14 protein-coding genes, 1 pseudogene and 2 riboswitches are annotated in these 18,283 nt (G+C 45.4%); of the genes and pseudogenes, 9 read left to right on the top strand and 6 right to left on the bottom strand.

Translation table 11 applies throughout. From position 1 onward, the window contains the following. Nucleotides 1-157: 157 nt before the first annotated feature. Nucleotides 158-1,514: pseudogene (locus M3221_RS21635) on the top strand (IS1182 family transposase). 232 nt (nucleotides 1,515-1,746) lie between these two features. Further along, on the top strand, nucleotides 1,747-2,469 hold the full coding sequence (locus M3221_RS21630) for a glycerophosphodiester phosphodiesterase (protein WP_251273758.1): 723 nt from the start codon (nucleotides 1,747-1,749) through the stop codon (nucleotides 2,467-2,469). A 176-nt stretch (nucleotides 2,470-2,645) separates the two neighbouring features. Here the strand turns inward: M3221_RS21630 and katA are convergent, their stop codons facing one another. Further along, a complete protein-coding gene (gene katA / locus M3221_RS21625; RefSeq protein WP_251273764.1) occupies nucleotides 2,646-4,100 on the bottom strand; it encodes a catalase KatA in 1,455 nt (484 codons plus the stop codon). A 254-nt stretch (nucleotides 4,101-4,354) separates the two neighbouring features. On the opposite strand from katA, the gene arsD reads away from it, so the two are divergent. Then, nucleotides 4,355-4,675 carry an arsenite efflux transporter metallochaperone ArsD gene (arsD, locus tag M3221_RS21620; protein ID WP_251273757.1) on the top strand — a complete coding sequence of 107 codons (321 nt, stop codon included), beginning with the start codon at nucleotides 4,355-4,357 and terminating at the stop codon, nucleotides 4,673-4,675. 71 nt (nucleotides 4,676-4,746) lie between these two features. Here the strand turns inward: arsD and M3221_RS21615 are convergent, their stop codons facing one another. Further along, nucleotides 4,747-5,682 carry an SDR family oxidoreductase gene (locus tag M3221_RS21615; protein WP_251273756.1) on the bottom strand — a complete coding sequence of 312 codons (936 nt, stop codon included), beginning with the start codon at nucleotides 5,680-5,682 and terminating at the stop codon, nucleotides 4,747-4,749. Nucleotides 5,683-5,837: 155 nt separating this feature from the next. Between M3221_RS21615 and M3221_RS21610 the strand changes: the two genes are divergently transcribed. Both M3221_RS21610 and M3221_RS21605 read left to right on the top strand, forming a co-directional pair. Next, on the top strand, nucleotides 5,838-6,014 hold the full coding sequence (locus M3221_RS21610; RefSeq protein WP_251273755.1) for a hypothetical protein: 177 nt from the start codon (nucleotides 5,838-5,840) through the stop codon (nucleotides 6,012-6,014). 85 nt (nucleotides 6,015-6,099) lie between these two features. After that, nucleotides 6,100-6,954 (top strand): MBL fold metallo-hydrolase, encoded by an 855-nt coding sequence (locus M3221_RS21605; protein WP_251273754.1) that lies wholly within the window; start codon nucleotides 6,100-6,102, stop codon nucleotides 6,952-6,954. 43 nt (nucleotides 6,955-6,997) lie between these two features. On the opposite strand, the gene chrA is transcribed toward M3221_RS21605, so the two are convergent. Beyond that, on the bottom strand, nucleotides 6,998-8,182 hold the full coding sequence (chrA, locus tag M3221_RS21600; RefSeq protein WP_251273753.1) for a chromate efflux transporter: 1,185 nt from the start codon (nucleotides 8,180-8,182) through the stop codon (nucleotides 6,998-7,000). A gap of 248 nt (nucleotides 8,183-8,430) precedes the next feature. On the opposite strand from chrA, the gene M3221_RS21595 reads away from it, so the two are divergent. Further along, nucleotides 8,431-9,828, top strand: coding sequence for an amino acid permease (locus M3221_RS21595; RefSeq protein ID WP_251273752.1), 1,398 nt, complete (start codon nucleotides 8,431-8,433; stop codon nucleotides 9,826-9,828). 59 nt (nucleotides 9,829-9,887) lie between these two features. Here the strand turns inward: M3221_RS21595 and M3221_RS21590 are convergent, their stop codons facing one another. Beyond that, complete coding sequence (locus M3221_RS21590) at nucleotides 9,888-11,282, bottom strand: amino acid permease (RefSeq protein WP_251273751.1); 1,395 nt, start codon at nucleotides 11,280-11,282, stop codon at nucleotides 9,888-9,890. A gap of 74 nt (nucleotides 11,283-11,356) precedes the next feature. Beyond that, nucleotides 11,357-11,536: riboswitch (Lysine riboswitch) on the bottom strand. 162 nt (nucleotides 11,537-11,698) lie between these two features. Between M3221_RS21590 and M3221_RS21585 the strand changes: the two genes are divergently transcribed. The 3 genes from M3221_RS21585 to M3221_RS21575 all read left to right on the top strand — a co-directional run bounded on the left by M3221_RS21585 (nucleotide 11,699) and on the right by M3221_RS21575 (nucleotide 15,749). Then, a complete protein-coding gene (locus tag M3221_RS21585) occupies nucleotides 11,699-12,958 on the top strand; it encodes a DUF445 domain-containing protein (protein ID WP_251273750.1) in 1,260 nt (419 codons plus the stop codon). Nucleotides 12,959-13,040: 82 nt separating this feature from the next. Continuing rightward, entirely contained in the window at nucleotides 13,041-13,412 is a 372-nt protein-coding gene (locus tag M3221_RS21580; protein ID WP_251273749.1) for a Na-translocating system protein MpsC family protein, read from the top strand. Between the two features lie 50 nt (nucleotides 13,413-13,462). Next, a riboswitch (cyclic di-AMP (ydaO/yuaA leader) is annotated at nucleotides 13,463-13,607 on the top strand. Between the two features lie 315 nt (nucleotides 13,608-13,922). Further along, complete coding sequence (locus tag M3221_RS21575; protein WP_251273763.1) at nucleotides 13,923-15,749, top strand: APC family permease; 1,827 nt, start codon at nucleotides 13,923-13,925, stop codon at nucleotides 15,747-15,749. Between the two features lie 32 nt (nucleotides 15,750-15,781). On the opposite strand, the gene rocF is transcribed toward M3221_RS21575, so the two are convergent. Together rocF and M3221_RS21565 are read right to left on the bottom strand one after the other, a co-directional pair. Next, complete coding sequence (rocF, locus tag M3221_RS21570; protein WP_251273748.1) at nucleotides 15,782-16,687, bottom strand: arginase; 906 nt, start codon at nucleotides 16,685-16,687, stop codon at nucleotides 15,782-15,784. A 98-nt stretch (nucleotides 16,688-16,785) separates the two neighbouring features. Continuing rightward, a complete protein-coding gene (locus tag M3221_RS21565; RefSeq protein WP_251273747.1) occupies nucleotides 16,786-18,195 on the bottom strand; it encodes a sigma-54 interaction domain-containing protein in 1,410 nt (469 codons plus the stop codon). Between the last annotated feature and the right edge of the window lie 88 nt (nucleotides 18,196-18,283).

Below are 18,283 nucleotides of genomic sequence, written 5' to 3'. Positions count from 1 at the left end.
GTTTTGTATACGGATTCTAGATCCTAAAAGCCTGTCGGCCTCCAGCTTCACTTCTACTATATAAAAAATAGCAGTGCAAACCAATGCCTTGGTCTGCACTGCTAATCTTAGTATGTTTTGTATAATGGATCTATCAAAATCTTGTGGGGGAATTTGTATGTTATCAAAACGTCCGGAAAACCGGCGGAACCAAATGGAGGTTGTCGCGCTCGACCAGCTTGTGCCGGCTGACCATCTGGTCCGCAAAATCGAGGCGGCGATCGACTTCGACTTTATTTATCCATTAGTGGAAGATATGTATTCAGCTGACAACGGCCGGCCAAGTGTGGACCCTGTCGTACTGATTAAAATGGTGCTGGTCCAGTACCTGTTTGGCATCCGCTCCATGCGCCAGACGATTAAGGAGATTGAAACCAACGTGGCGTACCGCTGGTTTCTTGGCTATGGATTTTCGGAGAAAATTCCTCATTTCTCTACCTTCGGTAAAAACTATGTCCGCCGTTTTAAAGACACCGACCTGTTCGAACAGATCTTTTACCGGATACTGAAAGAAGCGATGGCGAAAGGATTTGTCGATCCATCCGTTGCTTTTATCGATTCAACGCATGTCAAAGCCAGTGCCAATAAGAAGAAATTCAATAAGAAAGTGGTGCGCGTTGAAGCACGCAGCTACCAAGCACAGCTTGAGGAAGAGATCAATATAGATCGTGAAGAACATGGAAAAAAGCCGTTTCCCCCCACAGGAAAAGGAAGAGATGAAGGAAATCAAGGCGAGCACGACTGACCCAGACAGCGGATACTATGTGAAAGACGAACGAGAGAAAAACTTTGCCTATTCCTTTCACACCGCCTGTGATGCCAACGGATTTGTCCTTGCTTCCCGTGTCACGGGTGCCAATGTTCATGACAGCCGTGTATTTACAGACGTTCTCGATCAAGTCATGGAAAAAGTCTCGAAGCCTGATGCCGTAGCTGCCGATGCCGGATACAAAACACCTTTTATCGCCAAGTACATAGCCGATCGGGAGATCCGGCCGGTTCTCCCGTATTCCAGACCTCGTACGCCGAAAGAGTATTTGAAGAAGAGTGACTATGCTTATGATGAGCACTATGACTGCTACATCTGCCCGGAGGGGCAGGTGCTTTCTTACCGCACGACTACGCGTGAAGGATACAGGCAGTATGCTTCTAATCCTCATCATTGCGCGGAATGCCCATTTCTGTCTGTGTGTACTCAGAGCCAGAATCATATGAAGCTGGTTCACCGGCATATATGGGAACACTATCTTGAAGAAGCGGACCACCTGCGCCATACGGCGCAGAATAAATACATGTATGCAAGGCGCAAAGAAACGATTGAGCGGGTCTTTGCAGATGCTAAGGAAAAGCATGGCATGCGATGGACAACCCTCAGAGGACTGGGGAAATTATCCATGCAGGCGATGCTTACTTTCGCTGCCATGAATCTTAAAAAGCTGGCCTGCTGGTCGTGGAAACCAGTGCAGCCAGCTTAATAGGGCTGTCCAAATGCATAAAAAAAAGACAAAGCGGCCTCAAATCCTCAAATCGAAGATTTGAGAACCACTTTGTCTACAGTCTGAAACGGCTTCCGTACAAGGAAGCCGTTTTTTATAAGGAAAACCGATTTAATATATAGAGAGCCCTGGCAGCGCATCGCTCAAAACTGGCGCTTCTTCTTTCATTTAACATAAGATAAAGAGGATGATATAAAAAGGAGAGATCAGCATGAATCAAAAGCCGGTCATTTTTGCCCATCGCGGTGCAAGCGGAACATGCCCCGAAAATACAATGGCCGCTTTCCGGGCAGCTGCTCAAAAAGGGGCAGACGGCATTGAACTCGATGTACAAATGACAAGGGATGGAGAGCTTGTCATTATTCATGATGAAACCGTTAATCGGACAACAAACGGCAGGGGAGCCATTGGGCGAATGACGCTGGATGAATTGGCACAGCTTGATGCAGGAAGCTGGTTCAGTCCGTCCTTCGCAGGCGAAAAAATTCCAACACTCGATGAATTTTTTAAGTGGGCGGCAGGCAATAAGCTGCAGATCAATATTGAACTCAAAACCAATAAAGTACCCTACCACGGAATCGAAAAACAAGTGCTGGATTTGATTGGCGCTTACCAGATGCGGGAGAGAGTTATTATTTCTTCGTTTAACTTCGACAGCATTAAGCGGGTGATTGAGCTGGACCCGTACATAGCAATTGCGGGACTTATTTGGAAGATACGCCGTGATGCATTGGCAAGAGCGAAAGAGCTTGGTTTAAGGGCCCTTCATACACAGTCATCCTATGCGCTTAGCGGCTATGGAAGGGAAGCCGTTGACAGCGGCATGCTTCTTCGTCTCTATACAATTAACCATCCGAAAGAGTGGGAGCGGATTCGGAGCAGCGGTGTGCCGGTAGAAGCGCTTATTACCGATTTTCCTGAACGGTTTCGTTAACGCTTTGAGCGGCTGATCGTTGTAAATTTAATACCGCATCCGCATAAAGTGCTGTGCTTTAGCTTTTTCATAGCCATTTGGCAGTCAGGACAAATTTGGGCTTTTTTCAACGAATGTTCACTCCTTTTCAAAGTAAAAGAGGTATCCGCAAACGGGCGGAATACCTCTTTTTTTATTTACTGAGCTGGAACGGCAAGGCCAAGCCCTTCTGCAATGCGTGTGCCGTATTCTGGATCTGCTTTATAGAAATGGGCGATCTGGCGAAGCTTAATGTCTTCACGCTCTACCGGTTTCATCGCACCAACGATGTTGTTAACAAGGCGTGTGCGCTCATCTTCAGACAATAAACGGTACAAGTCGCCTGCTTGTGTGTAATGGTCATCATGGCTGTAGTTGTGCTGACCTGCAAAGCCTTGCACCTCAAATGGTGTCAGCTTCGCTTCCGGTGTTTCAGCCGGGCCGCCAAAGCTGTTTGGCTCATAATAAACCGACTTGCCGCCATTGCCGTCGAAGCGCATTTGGCCGTCGCGCTGATAGTTGTGGTACGGGCATTTTGGCGAGTTGATTGGCAGTGTATTATGGTTAGCGCCAACACGGTAGCGGTGCGCATCTGCATAAGCGAACAAGCGGCCTTGAAGCATTTTGTCTGGTGACGGCTCAATGCCTGGAACAAGAGTACCTGGTGAGAATGTAGCCTGCTCAACTTCTGCAAAATAGTTTTCTGGATTGCGGTCCAGTGTCATTTTACCAACTTCGATTAATGGATAGTCTTTTTGTGACCATACTTTTGTGACATCAAATGGATCCCATTTGTACGTATTGGCATCTTCGTATGGCATAATTTGCACATACAATGTCCATGATGGGAAATCACCGTTTTCAATAGCGTTAAATAAGTCTTCTGTATGATAATCCGGATTTTCACCAGCTAGTTTTGCGGCAACATCTACATCCAGATTTTTTACGCCTTGATCTGTTTTAAAGTGGTATTTCACCCAGACAGCTTGTCCTTCAGCGTTTACCCATTTAAAGGTATGGCTGCCGAATCCATGCATATGACGGAGCGTTGCCGGGATACCACGGTCAGACATTAAAATCGTAACCTGATGAAGTGATTCAGGTGATAAAGACCAGAAATCCCAAACGGCTGTAGGATTTTTCAAGTGCGTTTGGGGATGGCGTTTTTGTGTATGAATAAAGTCAGGAAATTTAATCGCATCGCGAATAAAAAATACAGGTGTGTTGTTTCCGACAATATCATAGTTGCCTTCTTCTGTATAAAACTTAACTGCAAAGCCGCGCGGATCACGAACCGTATCAGCTGATCCAAGCTCACCGGCAACGGTTGAGAAGCGGATAAACATCGGCGTACGTTTGCCTGCTTCAGATAAAAAGTCTGCTTTTGTATATTTTGAGATTTCATCATTTGTTACTTCAAAGTAGCCGTGTGCACCAGCGCCTTTTGCGTGAACAACGCGCTCAGGTACGCGTTCGCGGTTGAAGTGAGCCAGTTTTTCAAGCAAATGAACATCTTGAATTAAAGTAGGACCGCGATCTCCCGCTGTTTGTGAGTTTTGATTATCCCCAACAGGAGCACCCCAGCTGGTTGTTAAACGATTGCTTTTTTTGATCAAAGAAATCACCTCATCAATTATTGTTTACTATAAGTAAATGATAACACTTCTCAAACGAAAGTCAATATTTATTTATAATAATTATCATTAAAAACCTTCTCTAATATGATAATGTATGAAATCGAGACCGTCTATAGAATTATTTTTTAAAATCATAAGGGCGCAATATCCTTTTTTATGAAAAATCTATCGTTGAAAGCGCTGTCTGAAACGGTGTATACTTTTAGCAAATAAAAAAGGAGGAGAATCGAATGACAACGATTCATATTTTCGACCCGGCCATGTGCTGTTCTGGCACATGCGGTCCACGTGTAGACCCGGAGCTTGCCCGTGTGGCCGCATCAGTCCATATGTGGCAGGAAAAAGGGGCCCATATTAAACGCTTTAACTTAGCGGATCATTCAGATGCTTTTTTGGAAAATGAAACGGTACATACACTTATGCAAGAAAAAGGGCCGGGAATTTTACCCATTATTTTTCTGAACGGAGAAGTAGTGAAAGAACGCATGTATCCTACGGATGCTGAATTTACAGAATGGCTGGGTGCAGAAGCGGGAAGTTTACAGAAGTAAAACGGATAAGCTGAAAAAGGAGACAGCTAAATGCTGTCTCCTTTTCTTTGTTTATTTTTTCAAGGTAGTCGTTATGAAGAAGTCCATTCGCCTCCATTAACGTGAATAGTCTGCCCGGTCATATACCGTGAATCGTCGGAAGCAAGATATACGTAAGCTGGGGCCAGTTCAAACGGCTGCCCTTGGCGATCCATCAGGTTATTAACGAGCGGAACCTGGTCTGCTGAAAAGCTTGCCGGAATAAGAGGCGTCCACACGCGGCCGGGTGCCACGGCGTTTACGCGGATTCCCTGGCTGATAACGTTGTTGGCCAGAGCCCGTGTAAAGCCAATATTTGCTGCTTTTGTGGACGAATAATCAATCAATTCCTTATGGCCCCGGTAAGCTGTAACGGAAGAAGTATTAATAATAGAACTTCCTGCTTTCAAATGGGGAAGAGCGGCCCGCGTTGTATAAAAATGAGAATAAATATTAATTTTAAAGGTGAGATCAAACTGTTCGTCTGTAATATCGAGCAGGCTGAGCTGCTGAAATTGAATGCCGACGTGATTGCACAGCACATCAAGACCGCCAAGTGTTTTTACGGTGTTTTCCACAATGGCAGCACATTGCTCTTTTTTTCCGAGATCACCCGGCAGCAGTAAGCAAGACTGTCCGAGTTCCTGGATTCTGTTTTTGGTCCGCTCGGCATCTTCGTGCTCATCCAAGTAAGCAATCGCCACATTGGCTCCTTCTTTGGCAAAAGCAATGGCCACGGCGGCTCCGATGCCACTGTCTCCTCCTGTGATCAGGGCCGTTTTTCCTTTCAGCTTCCCGCTTCCTTTTTCATTCGGATTTTCTACAATTGGGCGGGGCACCATCCACTTTTCCAACCCAGGCTGCCGCAGCTGCCGCTGTTCTGGAACTGTAAGCGAAACATCTTCATATTGTGTTATTTTTCCGTAATTAGGGTAAAGAGGATATGAATGTGGAGACCCGTTTTGGTTCTTATCTTTTTTATCATTCAAAATGGAAAGACCTCCCTCATTTGAAAATGACCTATCACACTGTATGTAAGATAGGCGTTTGTGGTGAATGTTTCGAAACGAAGTGGAGCCAGAGTCCATTTAAATGAAAGCTGAATAAAGTAAGGAGAAACGAAACAGAAGGGAGGAAGCTGCACGTGCAGGCTTATGAAGTACATGGCCAGGTCAGGCTGCTGCTTGTTCAACAGTCTAATGAAAAAGAACGAATTATGTACACGGCAGATGGTGGTGTGAGCATTCAAGTACCGAAAATAGGCGCAAGACCCCCATATTACTGTAATCCGCGTTATGGATGGGTATATCCGGTGATTTAAAAGGCTGCTTCTGTTTTTTTATAGTTTGCTCTGGCAGAGGAATACTAACGGGCGTACCATTTACAGCAAAAAGGGAGGATGGCAGATGGAACAGCAGATGACATATGGCAGTGATTACAAATTTATTCCCGCCACTTCAGTGAAAAGCGGCGAGTCCGTTGAAGTCGTGCCAGGAATTGTCTGCCACACAATTCAAATCGTCAATATTTGCCTGATTGGAGATCCAAACACCGGAGACTTCGTTTTAGTAGATGCAGGAATGCCCGGCTCTGCCGAAGACATTATTTCCGTATCAGAAAAGTATTTTGGTGCTGGCAGCCGTCCGAAAGCAATCATTTTAACACACGGCCATTTTGATCACGTGGGAGCTGTCATTGAATTGGTGAAACATTGGCTGGTACCGGTTTATGCACACGAACTGGAGCTGCCGCATTTAACGGGCCAAGAGCCATACCCGAAGCCGGATGCGACGGTAGAAGGAGGCATGGTAGCGAAGATGTCGCCGCTGTTTCCGCGTGAGCCGATTAACCTGGGGGGGAATGTAGAAAAGCTTCCACCTGGCGGGGAGGTCCCGCATCTGCCGGATTTTCGCTGGATTCATACGCCGGGGCATTCACCGGGCCACATATCGCTGTTCCGCGACAAGGATCGCCTTTTACTGGCGGGTGATGCGTTTGTAACCGTTAAGCAGGATTCTTTTTACAAAGTGGTGACGCAAAAGGAAGAGTTAAACGGTCCGCCTCGGTACTTGACGACCGACTGGGAAGCTGCAAAAAATTCTGTAGCGGCGTTGGAGAAGCTAAAGCCGGCTGTCACGATAACGGGCCATGGGCGCCCGATAAGCGGCACCGAATTATCGGGTGGGTTAGCTGTGCTCGTTCAAGAATTCGAGAGAGTGGCAGTTCCTGATTATGGAAAATACGTAGATGAAGAAAAATAACTGTACGTAAAAAATGGTCTCTTTTGGAAAGAGACCATTTTTTTTATAGAAAAGCGTCCAAAAGTATGCCGCCCAGGGCGCCGATTATGACGACCATCCAGGCAGGGAGCTTCCAATGTGCCAGGAGGCTGAATAATACGGCAGCTAAAACAAAATCAAGGGGACGATTGATGCTGCTCGTCCAAATGGGCATGTAAAATGCAGCAATCAATAAACCGATAACCGCAGCATTTACACCCATCAGAGCGCCTTGAACAGCAGGCTTGCGGCGAAGTTCATCCCAAAAAGGGAGGATACCGAAAACGAGCAGAAACGCTGGCAGGAAGATGGCAGCTGTAGCGAGCAGCCCGCCTTTCCAGCCATCAATCACGGCACCAATATAAGCGGCGAATGTAAAAAGCGGCCCCGGTACAGCTTGAGCAGCTCCATAGCCGGCTAAAAACTGTTCTGCTGTCAGCCAGCCTGCTGGAACAAATTCCCGTTCCAAAAGAGGCAGAACAACATGCCCGCCGCCGAACACAAGTGCACCACTACGGTAAAAGCTGTCAAACAGTGCCAGCCAGTTCAGCCCTGTCGCCTGGCGAAGCAAAGGAAGACAGAAGAGCAGAGCGAAGAAAAGCACGAGACAAGCGATACCAAATGCCCGGGAAATAGGAAAAATAAAAGGACGGGCCGTATTTGAATCATGCTTTGGATAAAGAAAAAAGCCGATTAAAGCAGCCGCTGCAATGATGAGTACCTGCACAAACACAGCCTGCCAGAGCAAAACGACTGCCAGTGCAGCGAGCACAATGGCTTTCCGCTTAAGATCCGGTGCTAATTTTTCCGCCATTCCTAAAATGGCATGAGCCACAACCGCTACAGCCACAAGCTTCAATCCGTGAATCCAGCCGGCTTCCGCTATGTTTCCTCCTTGCAAAAGAAGGGCAAACAAAATGAGGGCTATAACAGAAGGAAGCGTAAAGCCGAGAAAAGCCAGCAAGCCGCCGATCAGACCGCCTCTTGCGGCACCAATGCTGATGCCGACCTGGCTGCTTGCCGGGCCGGGAATAAATTGACAGAGAGCGACCAAGTCAGCATAGCTCTGTTCATCTATCCATTTTCGTCTGCGTACATATTCTTCGTGAAAATATCCTAAGTGGGCTGTGGGGCCGCCGAAAGAAGTCAGCCCAAGCCGGGTTGATACAACTAAAATTTCCCATAGTGTCTTAGCATTTCTTTTCTTCATCGTTTACTCCTTTAATTTCAAAAACGTTTTATTTAAGGTAGCACGGCTGTTTCATTCCTTCAAGAAGCAAGAGGAAACCTTTACAAAATATTAAAGATCAGCCGTTTTGCCGGAAAGAAAAACAAGGAAAGAAAGGGTGAAAGTAATAATTTTTCCATTAAATTAAATTTTCAAAAAATTTTTATTATTGTATTGCAACAAGTTTATTACTCTAATATAATAAATTTTCAGAAAGTGAGGAAAAAAGTATGAATCAATCACTATTTCGAAAAAAGAATATTAGGGATCTGCTTGATGGCCAGCCAAAAGGCAGCGCACTCAAAAAAGAATTGGGTCCCTTTGATTTAACGATGCTGGGTATTGGTGCCATTATCGGAACGGGAATTTTCGTTCTGACTGGGACAGGTGCCTTAACCGCTGGACCGGGGTTAATTATATCCTTTGTGATCGCTGGTCTTGCTTGTTTGTTTGCTGCTCTGTCTTATGCGGAATTTGCGTCAACGGTACCAATCGCAGGTTCTGTTTACACATACACGTATACGACACTTGGTGAATTTATTGCTTTTATCATTGGATGGGATTTGGTTCTTGAGTATTTGTTGGCTGTAAGTGCCGTGTCAGTCGGATGGTCTGGTTATTTTCAATCATTGCTTGCTGGGTTCGGCCTTCATATTCCTACTGCTTTAACAGCAGCTCCAGGTACCATTGAAGGAACGACAACGTATTTTAATCTTCCGGCCTTTTTAATTGTTATGCTTATTACGTTTTTACTTTCAATTGGTGTGAGAGAATCAAAGCGCGTGAACAATATCATGGTTATCATCAAGGTAGCAGTTGTTCTTTTGTTTATCGTAGTAGCTGCCGGGTATGTAAAGCCGGCTAACTGGGATCCGTTTATGCCATTTGGTTTTGATGGTGTATTTGCCGCTGCGGCACTTGTATTCTTTGCTTTTATCGGATTTGATGCGATCTCATCTGCGGCTGAAGAAACAAAAAATCCGAAAAGAGACCTGCCAATCGGAATTCTTTCATCGCTGTTTATTTGTACAGTACTTTATGTAGTCGTTTCTGCGATTATGACAGGTGTTGTGCCATTTGCTCAATTCGAAGGAGTGGCGCATCCAATTTCACTGCCGCTTCAAGTCGCTGGACAAAATTGGGTAGCTGGTGTAATTGACCTTGGTGCAATTTTAGGAATGACAACGGTTATGCTCGTTATGTTGTATGGCCAGACACGTGTTATGTTTTCCATGTCACGGGACGGTTTAATGCCGCCTGTTTTGTCAAAAGTTCACAAGAAATACCAAACACCTTTTGCAGCAACATGGATTTTCGGATTGATTGCCGGCTTGATGGGTGCGCTTATTTCGCTAGATGAACTGGCGAAGCTTGTTAACATCGGTACGTTGTCCGCATTTGTTCTCGTATCGATTGCTGTTATCGTACTTCGATACAAGCAGCCGGACCTGCCGCGTGCATTCCGCTGCCCGGCTGTTCCGTTGATTCCGATTTTAGCCATCCTATTCTGCGGATTTTTGATTCTGCAGCTTGGTGCAACTACATGGATTCGTTTTATTATCTGGCTGCTGATCGGTGTCGTGATTTATTTCGTCTATTCACGGAAGCATTCAAAATTAAATCAATAACAATAAAAAAACCGTCCCGAATTAGGGACGGTTTTTTCTTATCTGTATGATGAAGAGATTTATTTAATAAGACGTGAGCGACGCAGAATAGGATATATGACAATACCTAGAAGGAACAATCCAATTCCAAGAGTAAAGGTTAACCAGTCCGCTGTTCCTGATTTAATAACCCAAAGAGAGTACACAAGCGCAATTGCAGCAATGATCCCGTGACGGATGCGCGCTTTGTCGCCTGCTTCGTACGTTTCGCCTTTTAAAGTAAGCTTTAACAGATACAGAGATGAAACCAGGTACGGAATCAAGTAAGCAAGCGTAGCGGACGTTGTTAAAAACGTGAATGCTTCGCTGATTGTTCCGGAAATCGTCGAGAAAATAAAAATCTGTGACATCGCATTTGTGATGGCTAATGAGCGAGACGGGCTGCCTTTTTTATTCACTTTCGCAAAGAAAGCCGGGAAGTTGCCTTCTTTCGCTGCAGTGTATGGCACCTCAGAGGCGAGCAGAATCCAGCCGATTGTGGAACCGAACAACGAGATCACCGCAAGCAGGGCCATCACGGTTGCTCCTGTATCGCCGATCAAAACAGAAAGAGCATCGACAAATGGCTTATCAGACGATCTTAATACATCCTGCGGCAATACACCCATCGTAATCAGGGTCAGCGCTACATAAATGGCAAGGGCAATGAGCAGGCCAAGAACCGTTGCACGTCCAACATCACGCTGGGATTTCGCCCGGCCGGACAAGATAACAGCTGACTCGATTCCAACAAATGCCCAAAGCGTAGAAATGGCTGCCATGTTTACTTGACTGAATAAGCCGTGCGTCTGGCCTTCACTGTCTGTTATCGGTGTATACATCTCGCCAAAATTCGATACTTGGAAAGCGAACAGAGCAGCTGTGACAAACAGCAGAAACCCGATCACTTTTGAAGCAGTAGCGACAAAGTTTAACTTACCGGCAGTTTGCATGCTTGTGATCAAAATAAAATGTGTTCCCCAAAGCAGTAAGCTGCAAATGATAAATGTAATCGTCTGCCCTACAGAAACTTGCTGAGAGCCAATTGTGAAAAGAAGATGCTCACTTCTCATAACCGGGAAAAACGTTGATAAGTAGCCTGCAAAACTTGTAATGATCGCGACATTGCTGATCCAGTTGGCGACCCAATAGCCCCATACCATCGAAAATCCGGCAGTGTTTCCATAATTTGGTGATTCAAACAACGATCGCGCGTAGCTTTGCGGGCCGCCTGTTAAGTCAGGCTTGCGAATTGACAATGTGCCAAAAACGAGAGCAATCATTAAAACACCGAAACCAGTCAGAAGCCAGGCAATCGTTACACCAAGTGGGCTCGCGATCTGGGCCAGCGTGCTCGGCAGCATAAAAATACCGGAACCGACCATGTTTCCGACGACAATAGCCGTCAGAAGCCATAATCCCCATTTTTTATCCATTCCATGTTCCTCCTAAATAAAAAACACAAATGCATGGGACATTTGTGTTTTATCGCTATAACCCTCATTTTCTATCTCTTTATAGTTCTCCACAGAATCAATCTGTGACAGTTTTGCACCTATTTGATACAAACCCAGCCTGAAGCATAAAATGGATGCTTCAAACTTCGGCGATCATTCCTTTTACATACCTTCACCAGCCCCATTAGACTTCTGACATGCTACTTTTAATAATCGCAACCTCTACCTCATTGAGACAGCCATGAGGATTTTATATTTAATTTTTACAAACTAGAGAATAACAAATAATATTTAGTTATGTCAATATAATATAAAAATTATCTGCTTCACATTAAAATATTTTTCACATTATTGCTATAATAAAAGGAACAGAACGTACGGAAGGTGCAGAAAACATGACAAACAAAAAACCAACACAATCGAAGCATTTAGCCAGTGCATCACTTGCTGTGATGGGCGGTGGTTTTATTGCAACTATTCCTTTTCAAGAAACAGCCTGGAGTGCTATTTTGCATGGCGGATTTGAAGCGGGCCTTGTTGGCGGTCTTGCTGACTGGTTTGCCGTAACGGCGCTGTTTCGTCATCCAATGGGCATTCCTATTCCGCATACAGCCCTTCTGCCAAAAAACCGCAAAAAAATTGTAGCGGCGCTTGTAAATACACTGGAAAACGACTGGCTTTCTAAAGAAAGCATTCAAAGTAAACTGCAAAATGTGCATGTTATTCAAAAAATGATACCGGTTGTCCAAAAAGAAGTCTCGTCAGAAGCGGTGAAAAAAGAAATCAATGGGCTCCTTGATCAAATGGTCCGCTCCATCGATGTGACAAAAATAGCGCCTCTAATCGAAAAAGAACTGAAAAAGGCGTTGCGTTCTATTGATACCGGGCATGTGATCGAAATGGCTGTAGAAAAGCTGATTCATCATCAATACGATGAAAAAGCGCTTGATTATATGCTTGATCGCATGGAGCAGTGGCTGAATAAAAATGAAACGAGCCGCCAGCTCGGCCGAACTGCCCTAAGAGCCATAGAAGGCTTGGAGCTGGATGGATTTATGCAGTTTGCCCTGAAATCGTTCCAGCAGATGTTAAGCGAAGAGAAGCTGGGAAGCCTGTTGCAAAACCTGCTGCGGAATGCACTCATTAATATAAAAAAGCCGGAGGATATGAACCGGCAGGCGTTTTTGTTAAAGGTGAAGGAAGAAATGCGGGGAATTACAGAACGGAAAGAATGGATGGAGGTTATAGAGGCCCGGAAAGAAGCAGCGATTCAGGACTGGGAGCTTTCTGGGAAAATTGAGGAGATCTTAACATCCATTCAGCAAAAAGCTTCTGCTTTTATCGAAAGCGGTGAATGCATGGAGAACTATGTCCTTCCTTTTATCAACCGGACGATTCGAAGCGTGCAGGATAATCCGGAGAAAATAAACCGGCTGGAAGCATGGGCTCAGCATCAAATAGGTGTGCTCGTTGAAGAAAACCATTCAAAAATCGGCAAGCTGGTAGAAGAAAATTTAAATAAGCTTGATAATGAAACACTTGTTCATATGATGGAAAACCATATTGGCAAAGATCTGCAATGGATTCGGGTGAATGGGGCTGTCTGCGGCTTTTTTATCGGTCTTGTGCTGGCCGGTATTCAGGCTCTCGTGTAATCTTTAATTTCTTCTTTACAGATGTTTACGATTCAACGTATGATGAAAAACAGTTGATTTTGACAAATGGGAGGAAGAGGCAGTGGCAGGACAGAAAAAAAAGCTTGAAGCCGAGCTGGGTGAAGCGCTTATTAAGCTGCAGCGCGAATTGATCGGGCGGGGACCGCAGGAAACGAAAATCTATATTGTTCAGGATATGGTGATCGCCCGGTTCAAAGGCGTGATGACGGTAGAAGAAAAGCACTTAGCCGGCCACCAGGATGGACGGAAGCTTGTAAAGGAAATGCGCCAGGTGCTGCGGGAAATGTACAGCAGTCAATTCGAAGAAATCGTCGAAAAGCATACAGGCTGCAAAGTGCTCTCAAGCCATAGTGATATGAGCACCAAAACGGGGGAACGCATTGAAATATTTGTGATCGCCCGCAATTTGGAAAAAGAAATGACTGCTGACTAAAATTCTATTGACTTTAAAAAGTGAGCGCAGTAGAATGATGTCATCAACAAACACATAATCGGCCTAATCCCCCAGAGGGGAACGGAGGACCCAATTTTTTCGGGGCTAATTCCACGGTTTTTTGTGGAAAGGATGAGAGTACTTCTTCGCCATCCTGCCCGTCAGCTAACTTCGTCGGCTAAAGCGAGGGAGGTCTAAAGACCACCTTTATTCAGGGGGCTTTTTTTTTGTGGCGGTATACTGCTGCGAAAGAGAGCAGCTTGATCAAAAAAGCAGGTCTTTTTATTATGCCTATTTTTAAAAAAACAGCTTGGAAGACAGAACGCAAAGAGGGCAGAAGTGCTTGCTGGGCGTTACGTAGACCAATGATGTTTTTTTCAATTGCAAATCAGGAAAATTCTTTTCTTGTTTTCGCGTGGAAAAAATGTCATTGGTTTTTTTCTGCGTAAAAACAGCAAGAAAGAAGCGAAATTAGTGAAATACACACTTCAAAACTGGATGGTGAACAACGTGGTGTCTTCTGTGAAACGGTTTTTGATCGGGCGGCCGTTAAAGTCAACTGAGCTTGGGGAACAAAAATTAAACAAAACAAAAGCACTTGCCATTTTGTCCTCAGATGCTCTTTCGTCTGTTGCGTATGGTCCGGAACAAATACTGCTTGTTTTAATGACTGTTAGTGCAGCTGCTTTTTGGTATTCGATGCCGATCGCGTTCGGTGTGCTCATTTTATTAACAGCACTGATCCTGTCTTATCGGCAGATTATTTATGCTTATCCGCAAGGCGGCGACGCATATGTGGTGTCGAAAACAAACCTGGGAACCAATCCGGGGCTGATAGCCGGGGGATCGCTGCTGGTTGATTATATTTTAACGGTTGCCGTTAGTGTGTCGGCTGGTACAGACGCCATTACGTCCGCTTTTCCAGCCCTGCATGAATACAATGTAATGATCGCTGTTATATTTGTTGTGCTGTTAACGCTTCTTAATTTGCGTGGAGTGACAGAATCTGCCTCCGTGCTGGCGTATCCGGTTTATTTGTTTGTCCTTGCTTTGTTTATTTTAATTGGTGTGGGGCTGTTTCGAATTGCAACCGGTGAGGTGCCGCCGGATCTGCATACTCCGGCCGGAACCCCGGTTGCAGGCATCAGCTTATTTATTCTGCTGCGGGCGTTTGCATCGGGAAGTTCCGCTTTAACGGGAGTTGAAGCAATTTCCAATGCGATCCCGAACTTTAAAAGCCCGGCTCCAGTCAATGCAGCCAAAACGCTGACAGCGATGGGGCTTCTGCTGGCTCTCTTGTTTTGGGGCATTGTGTATTTAGCTTATTATTATGGCATTTCGCCGCTGGCAGAAGTAACGGTCGTTTCGCAGATTGCGGAAGAAACATTCGGCCGTACTTTTATGTATTTCTTTATTCAAGGAACGACCGCTTTAATTTTAATTCTCGCCGCGAATACAGGATATTCGGCATTTCCTTTGCTGGCGGTAAATTTAGCACAGGATAAATTTATTCCAAGAATGTTTACCTTTAGAGGAGATCGGCTTGGCTACTCGAATGGTATTATGATCTTAGGTGCTGCTTCTATCCTTTTAATTATTTTATTTGGCGGGCATACGGAAAACTTGATTCCGCTTTACGCGGTCGGCGTGTTTATCCCGTTCACGCTTTCACAGACGGGAATGATGGTAAAATGGCTTCGTGAAAAGCCAAAAGGATGGGTCACGAAATTTGTGATTAATACAACCGGAGCTTTGATCAGCTTTGTTGTCACGATCGTGTTTTTCTTGACAAAGTTTGTGCAGGTTTGGCCGGTACTTGTGTTTCTGCCTATTATTATTTACCTCTTTCACCGGATTAAAATGCATTATGAAGCGGTCGGTGACCAGCTGCGTATTACGACATGCGAGCCTGCTGTGCCGATTGAAGGAAATATTATTATTGTCCCGGTTTCCGGTATTACACATGTAGTTGAAAACTCTTTAAACTATGCGAAGTCTCTTTCGCCCGAGCGGATTATTGCCGTTTATGTTGCATTTGAAAGAGAAGAAGAAAAAAAGTTTGAAGAAAAGTGGAGTAAATGGCAGCCGGATGTACGGCTGGTTACCCTGCACTCGCAGTATCGGAGTATTATTCAGCCGCTGACAAAATTCGTAGACACAGTGGAGCATAAGGCGCGCGAATCGAATTACCAGGTGACGGTTCTTATTCCGCAGTTTATTCGGAAAAAAGGCTGGCATAACTTTCTTCACAATCAATCCAGTCTGCTTATCCGGGCTTTTCTGCTTTACCGCAGAAATGTCGTTGTCACAACGGTTCCGTATCATTTGAAAAAGTAAAAAAACGCCGCACAGCTCTGTGCGGCGTTTTTTTAAAGAAGTCTCTCACCAAGCAGGGAAGCAATAAGCGCCACCGCTGCATCACCTGTTTTATTTTTCTCATCTAAAATAGGGTTGACCTCCACAAATTCCGCTGACGTAATGATGTCCGCTTCCTCAAGCATTTCCATCGCCAGGTGGCTTTCGCGGTAGCTGAGCCCGCCTGCAACGGGTGTTCCCACTCCCGGTGCTTCGGTCGGATCAAGCCCGTCAAGGTCCAATGAAAGATGAACATAATCGGCGCGCTCACGCAAATACTCAATGGTTTCTTTCATGACGGCTGTCATGCCAAGACGGTCTATTTCATGCATGGTGTACACTTTAATTCCTTTTTCTTTAATGAGCTCGCGCTCACCATGATCCAAATCCCTTGCCCCAATAATTACCACATTCTCTGGCTTTACTTTTGGAGAATAGCCGCCAATATGGGTGAGGGAGCGGTGTCCGATGCCGAGGCTTGCGGCAAGCGGCATCCCGTGAATGTTGCCAGATGGAGAGGTTTCCGCTGTGTTTAAATCGCCGTGCGCATCATACCAGATCAAGCCAAGGCTTTGATGTTTTTTTGCGATGCCTGCAAGCGTTCCGATTGCCACGCTGTGATCACCGCCGAGTACAAGCGGAAAGCGGCCCTGGCTGACCGTTTCTTCCACTTTTTTTGCCAGCGCTTCACTAGCCTCTGCAACCGCTGTTAAATTTTTTAAGTTGGCTGTTTCTTTTGGAATAGCCCGTTCCTGAATTTCCACTTTAATATCGCCTTCATCGCGGACTGTATATCCAAGCGTGCGGATCCGCTCTGTCAGCCCCGCATAGCGGATGGCGCTTGGACCCATGTCGACACCCCGGCGTGTTTGCCCTAAATCCATTGGTACCCCTATGATTGACACTTGTTTCTTTTGCATGTAAATGTCCCCTTTGCATCGTAAATGCCCTGCTGTTTTATGAAACATACAAAAAATAAAATGGCCCAAGCACGCATCTTTGGAGTATTTATACTTGTTTATTCATTTTTTGAAGAGAGGCCGACTTTCTTTAAACGGTACTGAAGGCTTTGCCTGCTTAGGCCCAGCTGTTTAGCGGTCCTGGAAATACTCCATTGGTTCTTATGCAGGAAATGCTCAATGTAGTATTTTTCAAAGGCATCCAGCTGATCTTTCAAATGAGTGGTTCCTTCTTCGTCGCCATTAAGGAATGAGGCAAGCTTTGATACGGGCGCAGACTGGTCGCTTGTCATTGATTTATGGCGGAAGTGATAAGGGAGATGGTCATATTCGATCCATTCCTCGTCTAAAAGCAAATTCATGGATGCTTCGATCACATGCTCAAGCTCCCGCACGTTTCCAGGCCAATGATACGCATTGAGAGCATCCAGCACTTCCGGCTTTACACCGAGTACTTTCATATCAAACAGTGCATTGTATTTCGTGATAAATTGTTCGATTAACAGCGGAATGTCATCCAAGCGCTCACGAAGCGGAGGAATAAAAATGGTCACTACTCCAAGCCGGTAATATAAGTCTTTGCGCAAGTGATCGTTTGCGATTGCATCGATAGGGTCTTCATTGATCGTGGCGATAATCCGGACGTTAATTGGAATATCTTTCGTGCCGCCGATCCGTCTGACCCTTTTTTCCTGAAGAACACGCAGCAGCTTCGCCTGCAGGTGAATGTTCATTGAGTTGATCTCATCAAGAAGAAGCGTGCCGCCTTCTGCCTGCTCGAACAAGCCGGCGCTGTCAATGGCTCCGGTAAAAGCTCCTTTTGTGGTACCAAATAGCAGCCCTTCAATTAAGTTGTCTGGCAGCGCCGCGCAGTTTTGTGAGATAAACGGCGCTGAAGCCCGGGCACTCCCGTTATGGATGCTTTGTGCAAACAGTTCTTTTCCTGTGCCGGTTTCGCCAACGACAAGCACATAGGAAGAAGTACGGGTAGCCCGCTTGGACAGTTCGATCACTTCCTGTATGGCATCGCTCTGGCCGATAATACTGTCAAATGTAAAGCGTGTATCCTCCTTTCGGGTACTACTGCGCATGAGGCGTTCAATTTTCGTAACATCCTTAGCCATTTCAACGGCACCGCGGATTTCATCCTTTTCCCGGAACGGAAATGTATGATTAATAGTTGTAATTTCCGTTCCTTTATTATTAAAGTATGTTTGTTTTACATTGACGGTTTCTTCTCCCTGCTGCAGTGCCCGGACGAGCGTACTGTTTTGGTTTTCGGGAAACATAAATACGTCCAGTACATTTTTGTGGAGCACATCCTGCGTGTCCATTGCTTCGATTTCACGCATTTTTCGGTTGTAAATAATGGTTTTCCCTTCTTCGTCAATTGCATGAATCCCCACGTCGACTTGATCCATAATATATTCATATAAGGCGTTCATAAAATGCAGCTGATCTTCTTTCATCCCGGAGTCCTCCGTTTCAGGTGTGTTGCTCTCATTCACTATAGAGCAAAAAAAATAGACTGAAAAGGCAAATTTTTTCGTCTCATGC

Origin of the sequence: Domibacillus indicus (genome assembly GCF_023715895.1) — a bacterium.
GTDB classification, from domain to species: Bacteria; Bacillota; Bacilli; order Bacillales; family Domibacillaceae; genus Domibacillus; species Domibacillus indicus_A.
This window is presented reverse-complemented; position numbering and strand designations above follow the sequence as displayed.

Coding starts and splice junctions, on each gene's coding strand:
- chrA (WP_251273753.1), bottom strand. CDS start 8,182: ATGAAGAAAAGAAATGCTAAGACACTATGGGAAATTTTAGTTGTATCA.
- M3221_RS21590 (WP_251273751.1), bottom strand. CDS start 11,282: ATGGATAAAAAATGGGGATTATGGCTTCTGACGGCTATTGTCGTCGGA.
- M3221_RS21585 (WP_251273750.1), top strand. CDS start 11,699: ATGACAAACAAAAAACCAACACAATCGAAGCATTTAGCCAGTGCATCA.
- M3221_RS21565 (WP_251273747.1), bottom strand. CDS start 18,195: ATGAAAGAAGATCAGCTGCATTTTATGAACGCCTTATATGAATATATT.
- arsD (WP_251273757.1), top strand. CDS start 4,355: ATGACAACGATTCATATTTTCGACCCGGCCATGTGCTGTTCTGGCACA.
- rocF (WP_251273748.1), bottom strand. CDS start 16,687: ATGCAAAAGAAACAAGTGTCAATCATAGGGGTACCAATGGATTTAGGG.
- M3221_RS21595 (WP_251273752.1), top strand. CDS start 8,431: ATGAATCAATCACTATTTCGAAAAAAGAATATTAGGGATCTGCTTGAT.
- M3221_RS21605 (WP_251273754.1), top strand. CDS start 6,100: ATGGAACAGCAGATGACATATGGCAGTGATTACAAATTTATTCCCGCC.
- M3221_RS21630 (WP_251273758.1), top strand. CDS start 1,747: ATGAATCAAAAGCCGGTCATTTTTGCCCATCGCGGTGCAAGCGGAACA.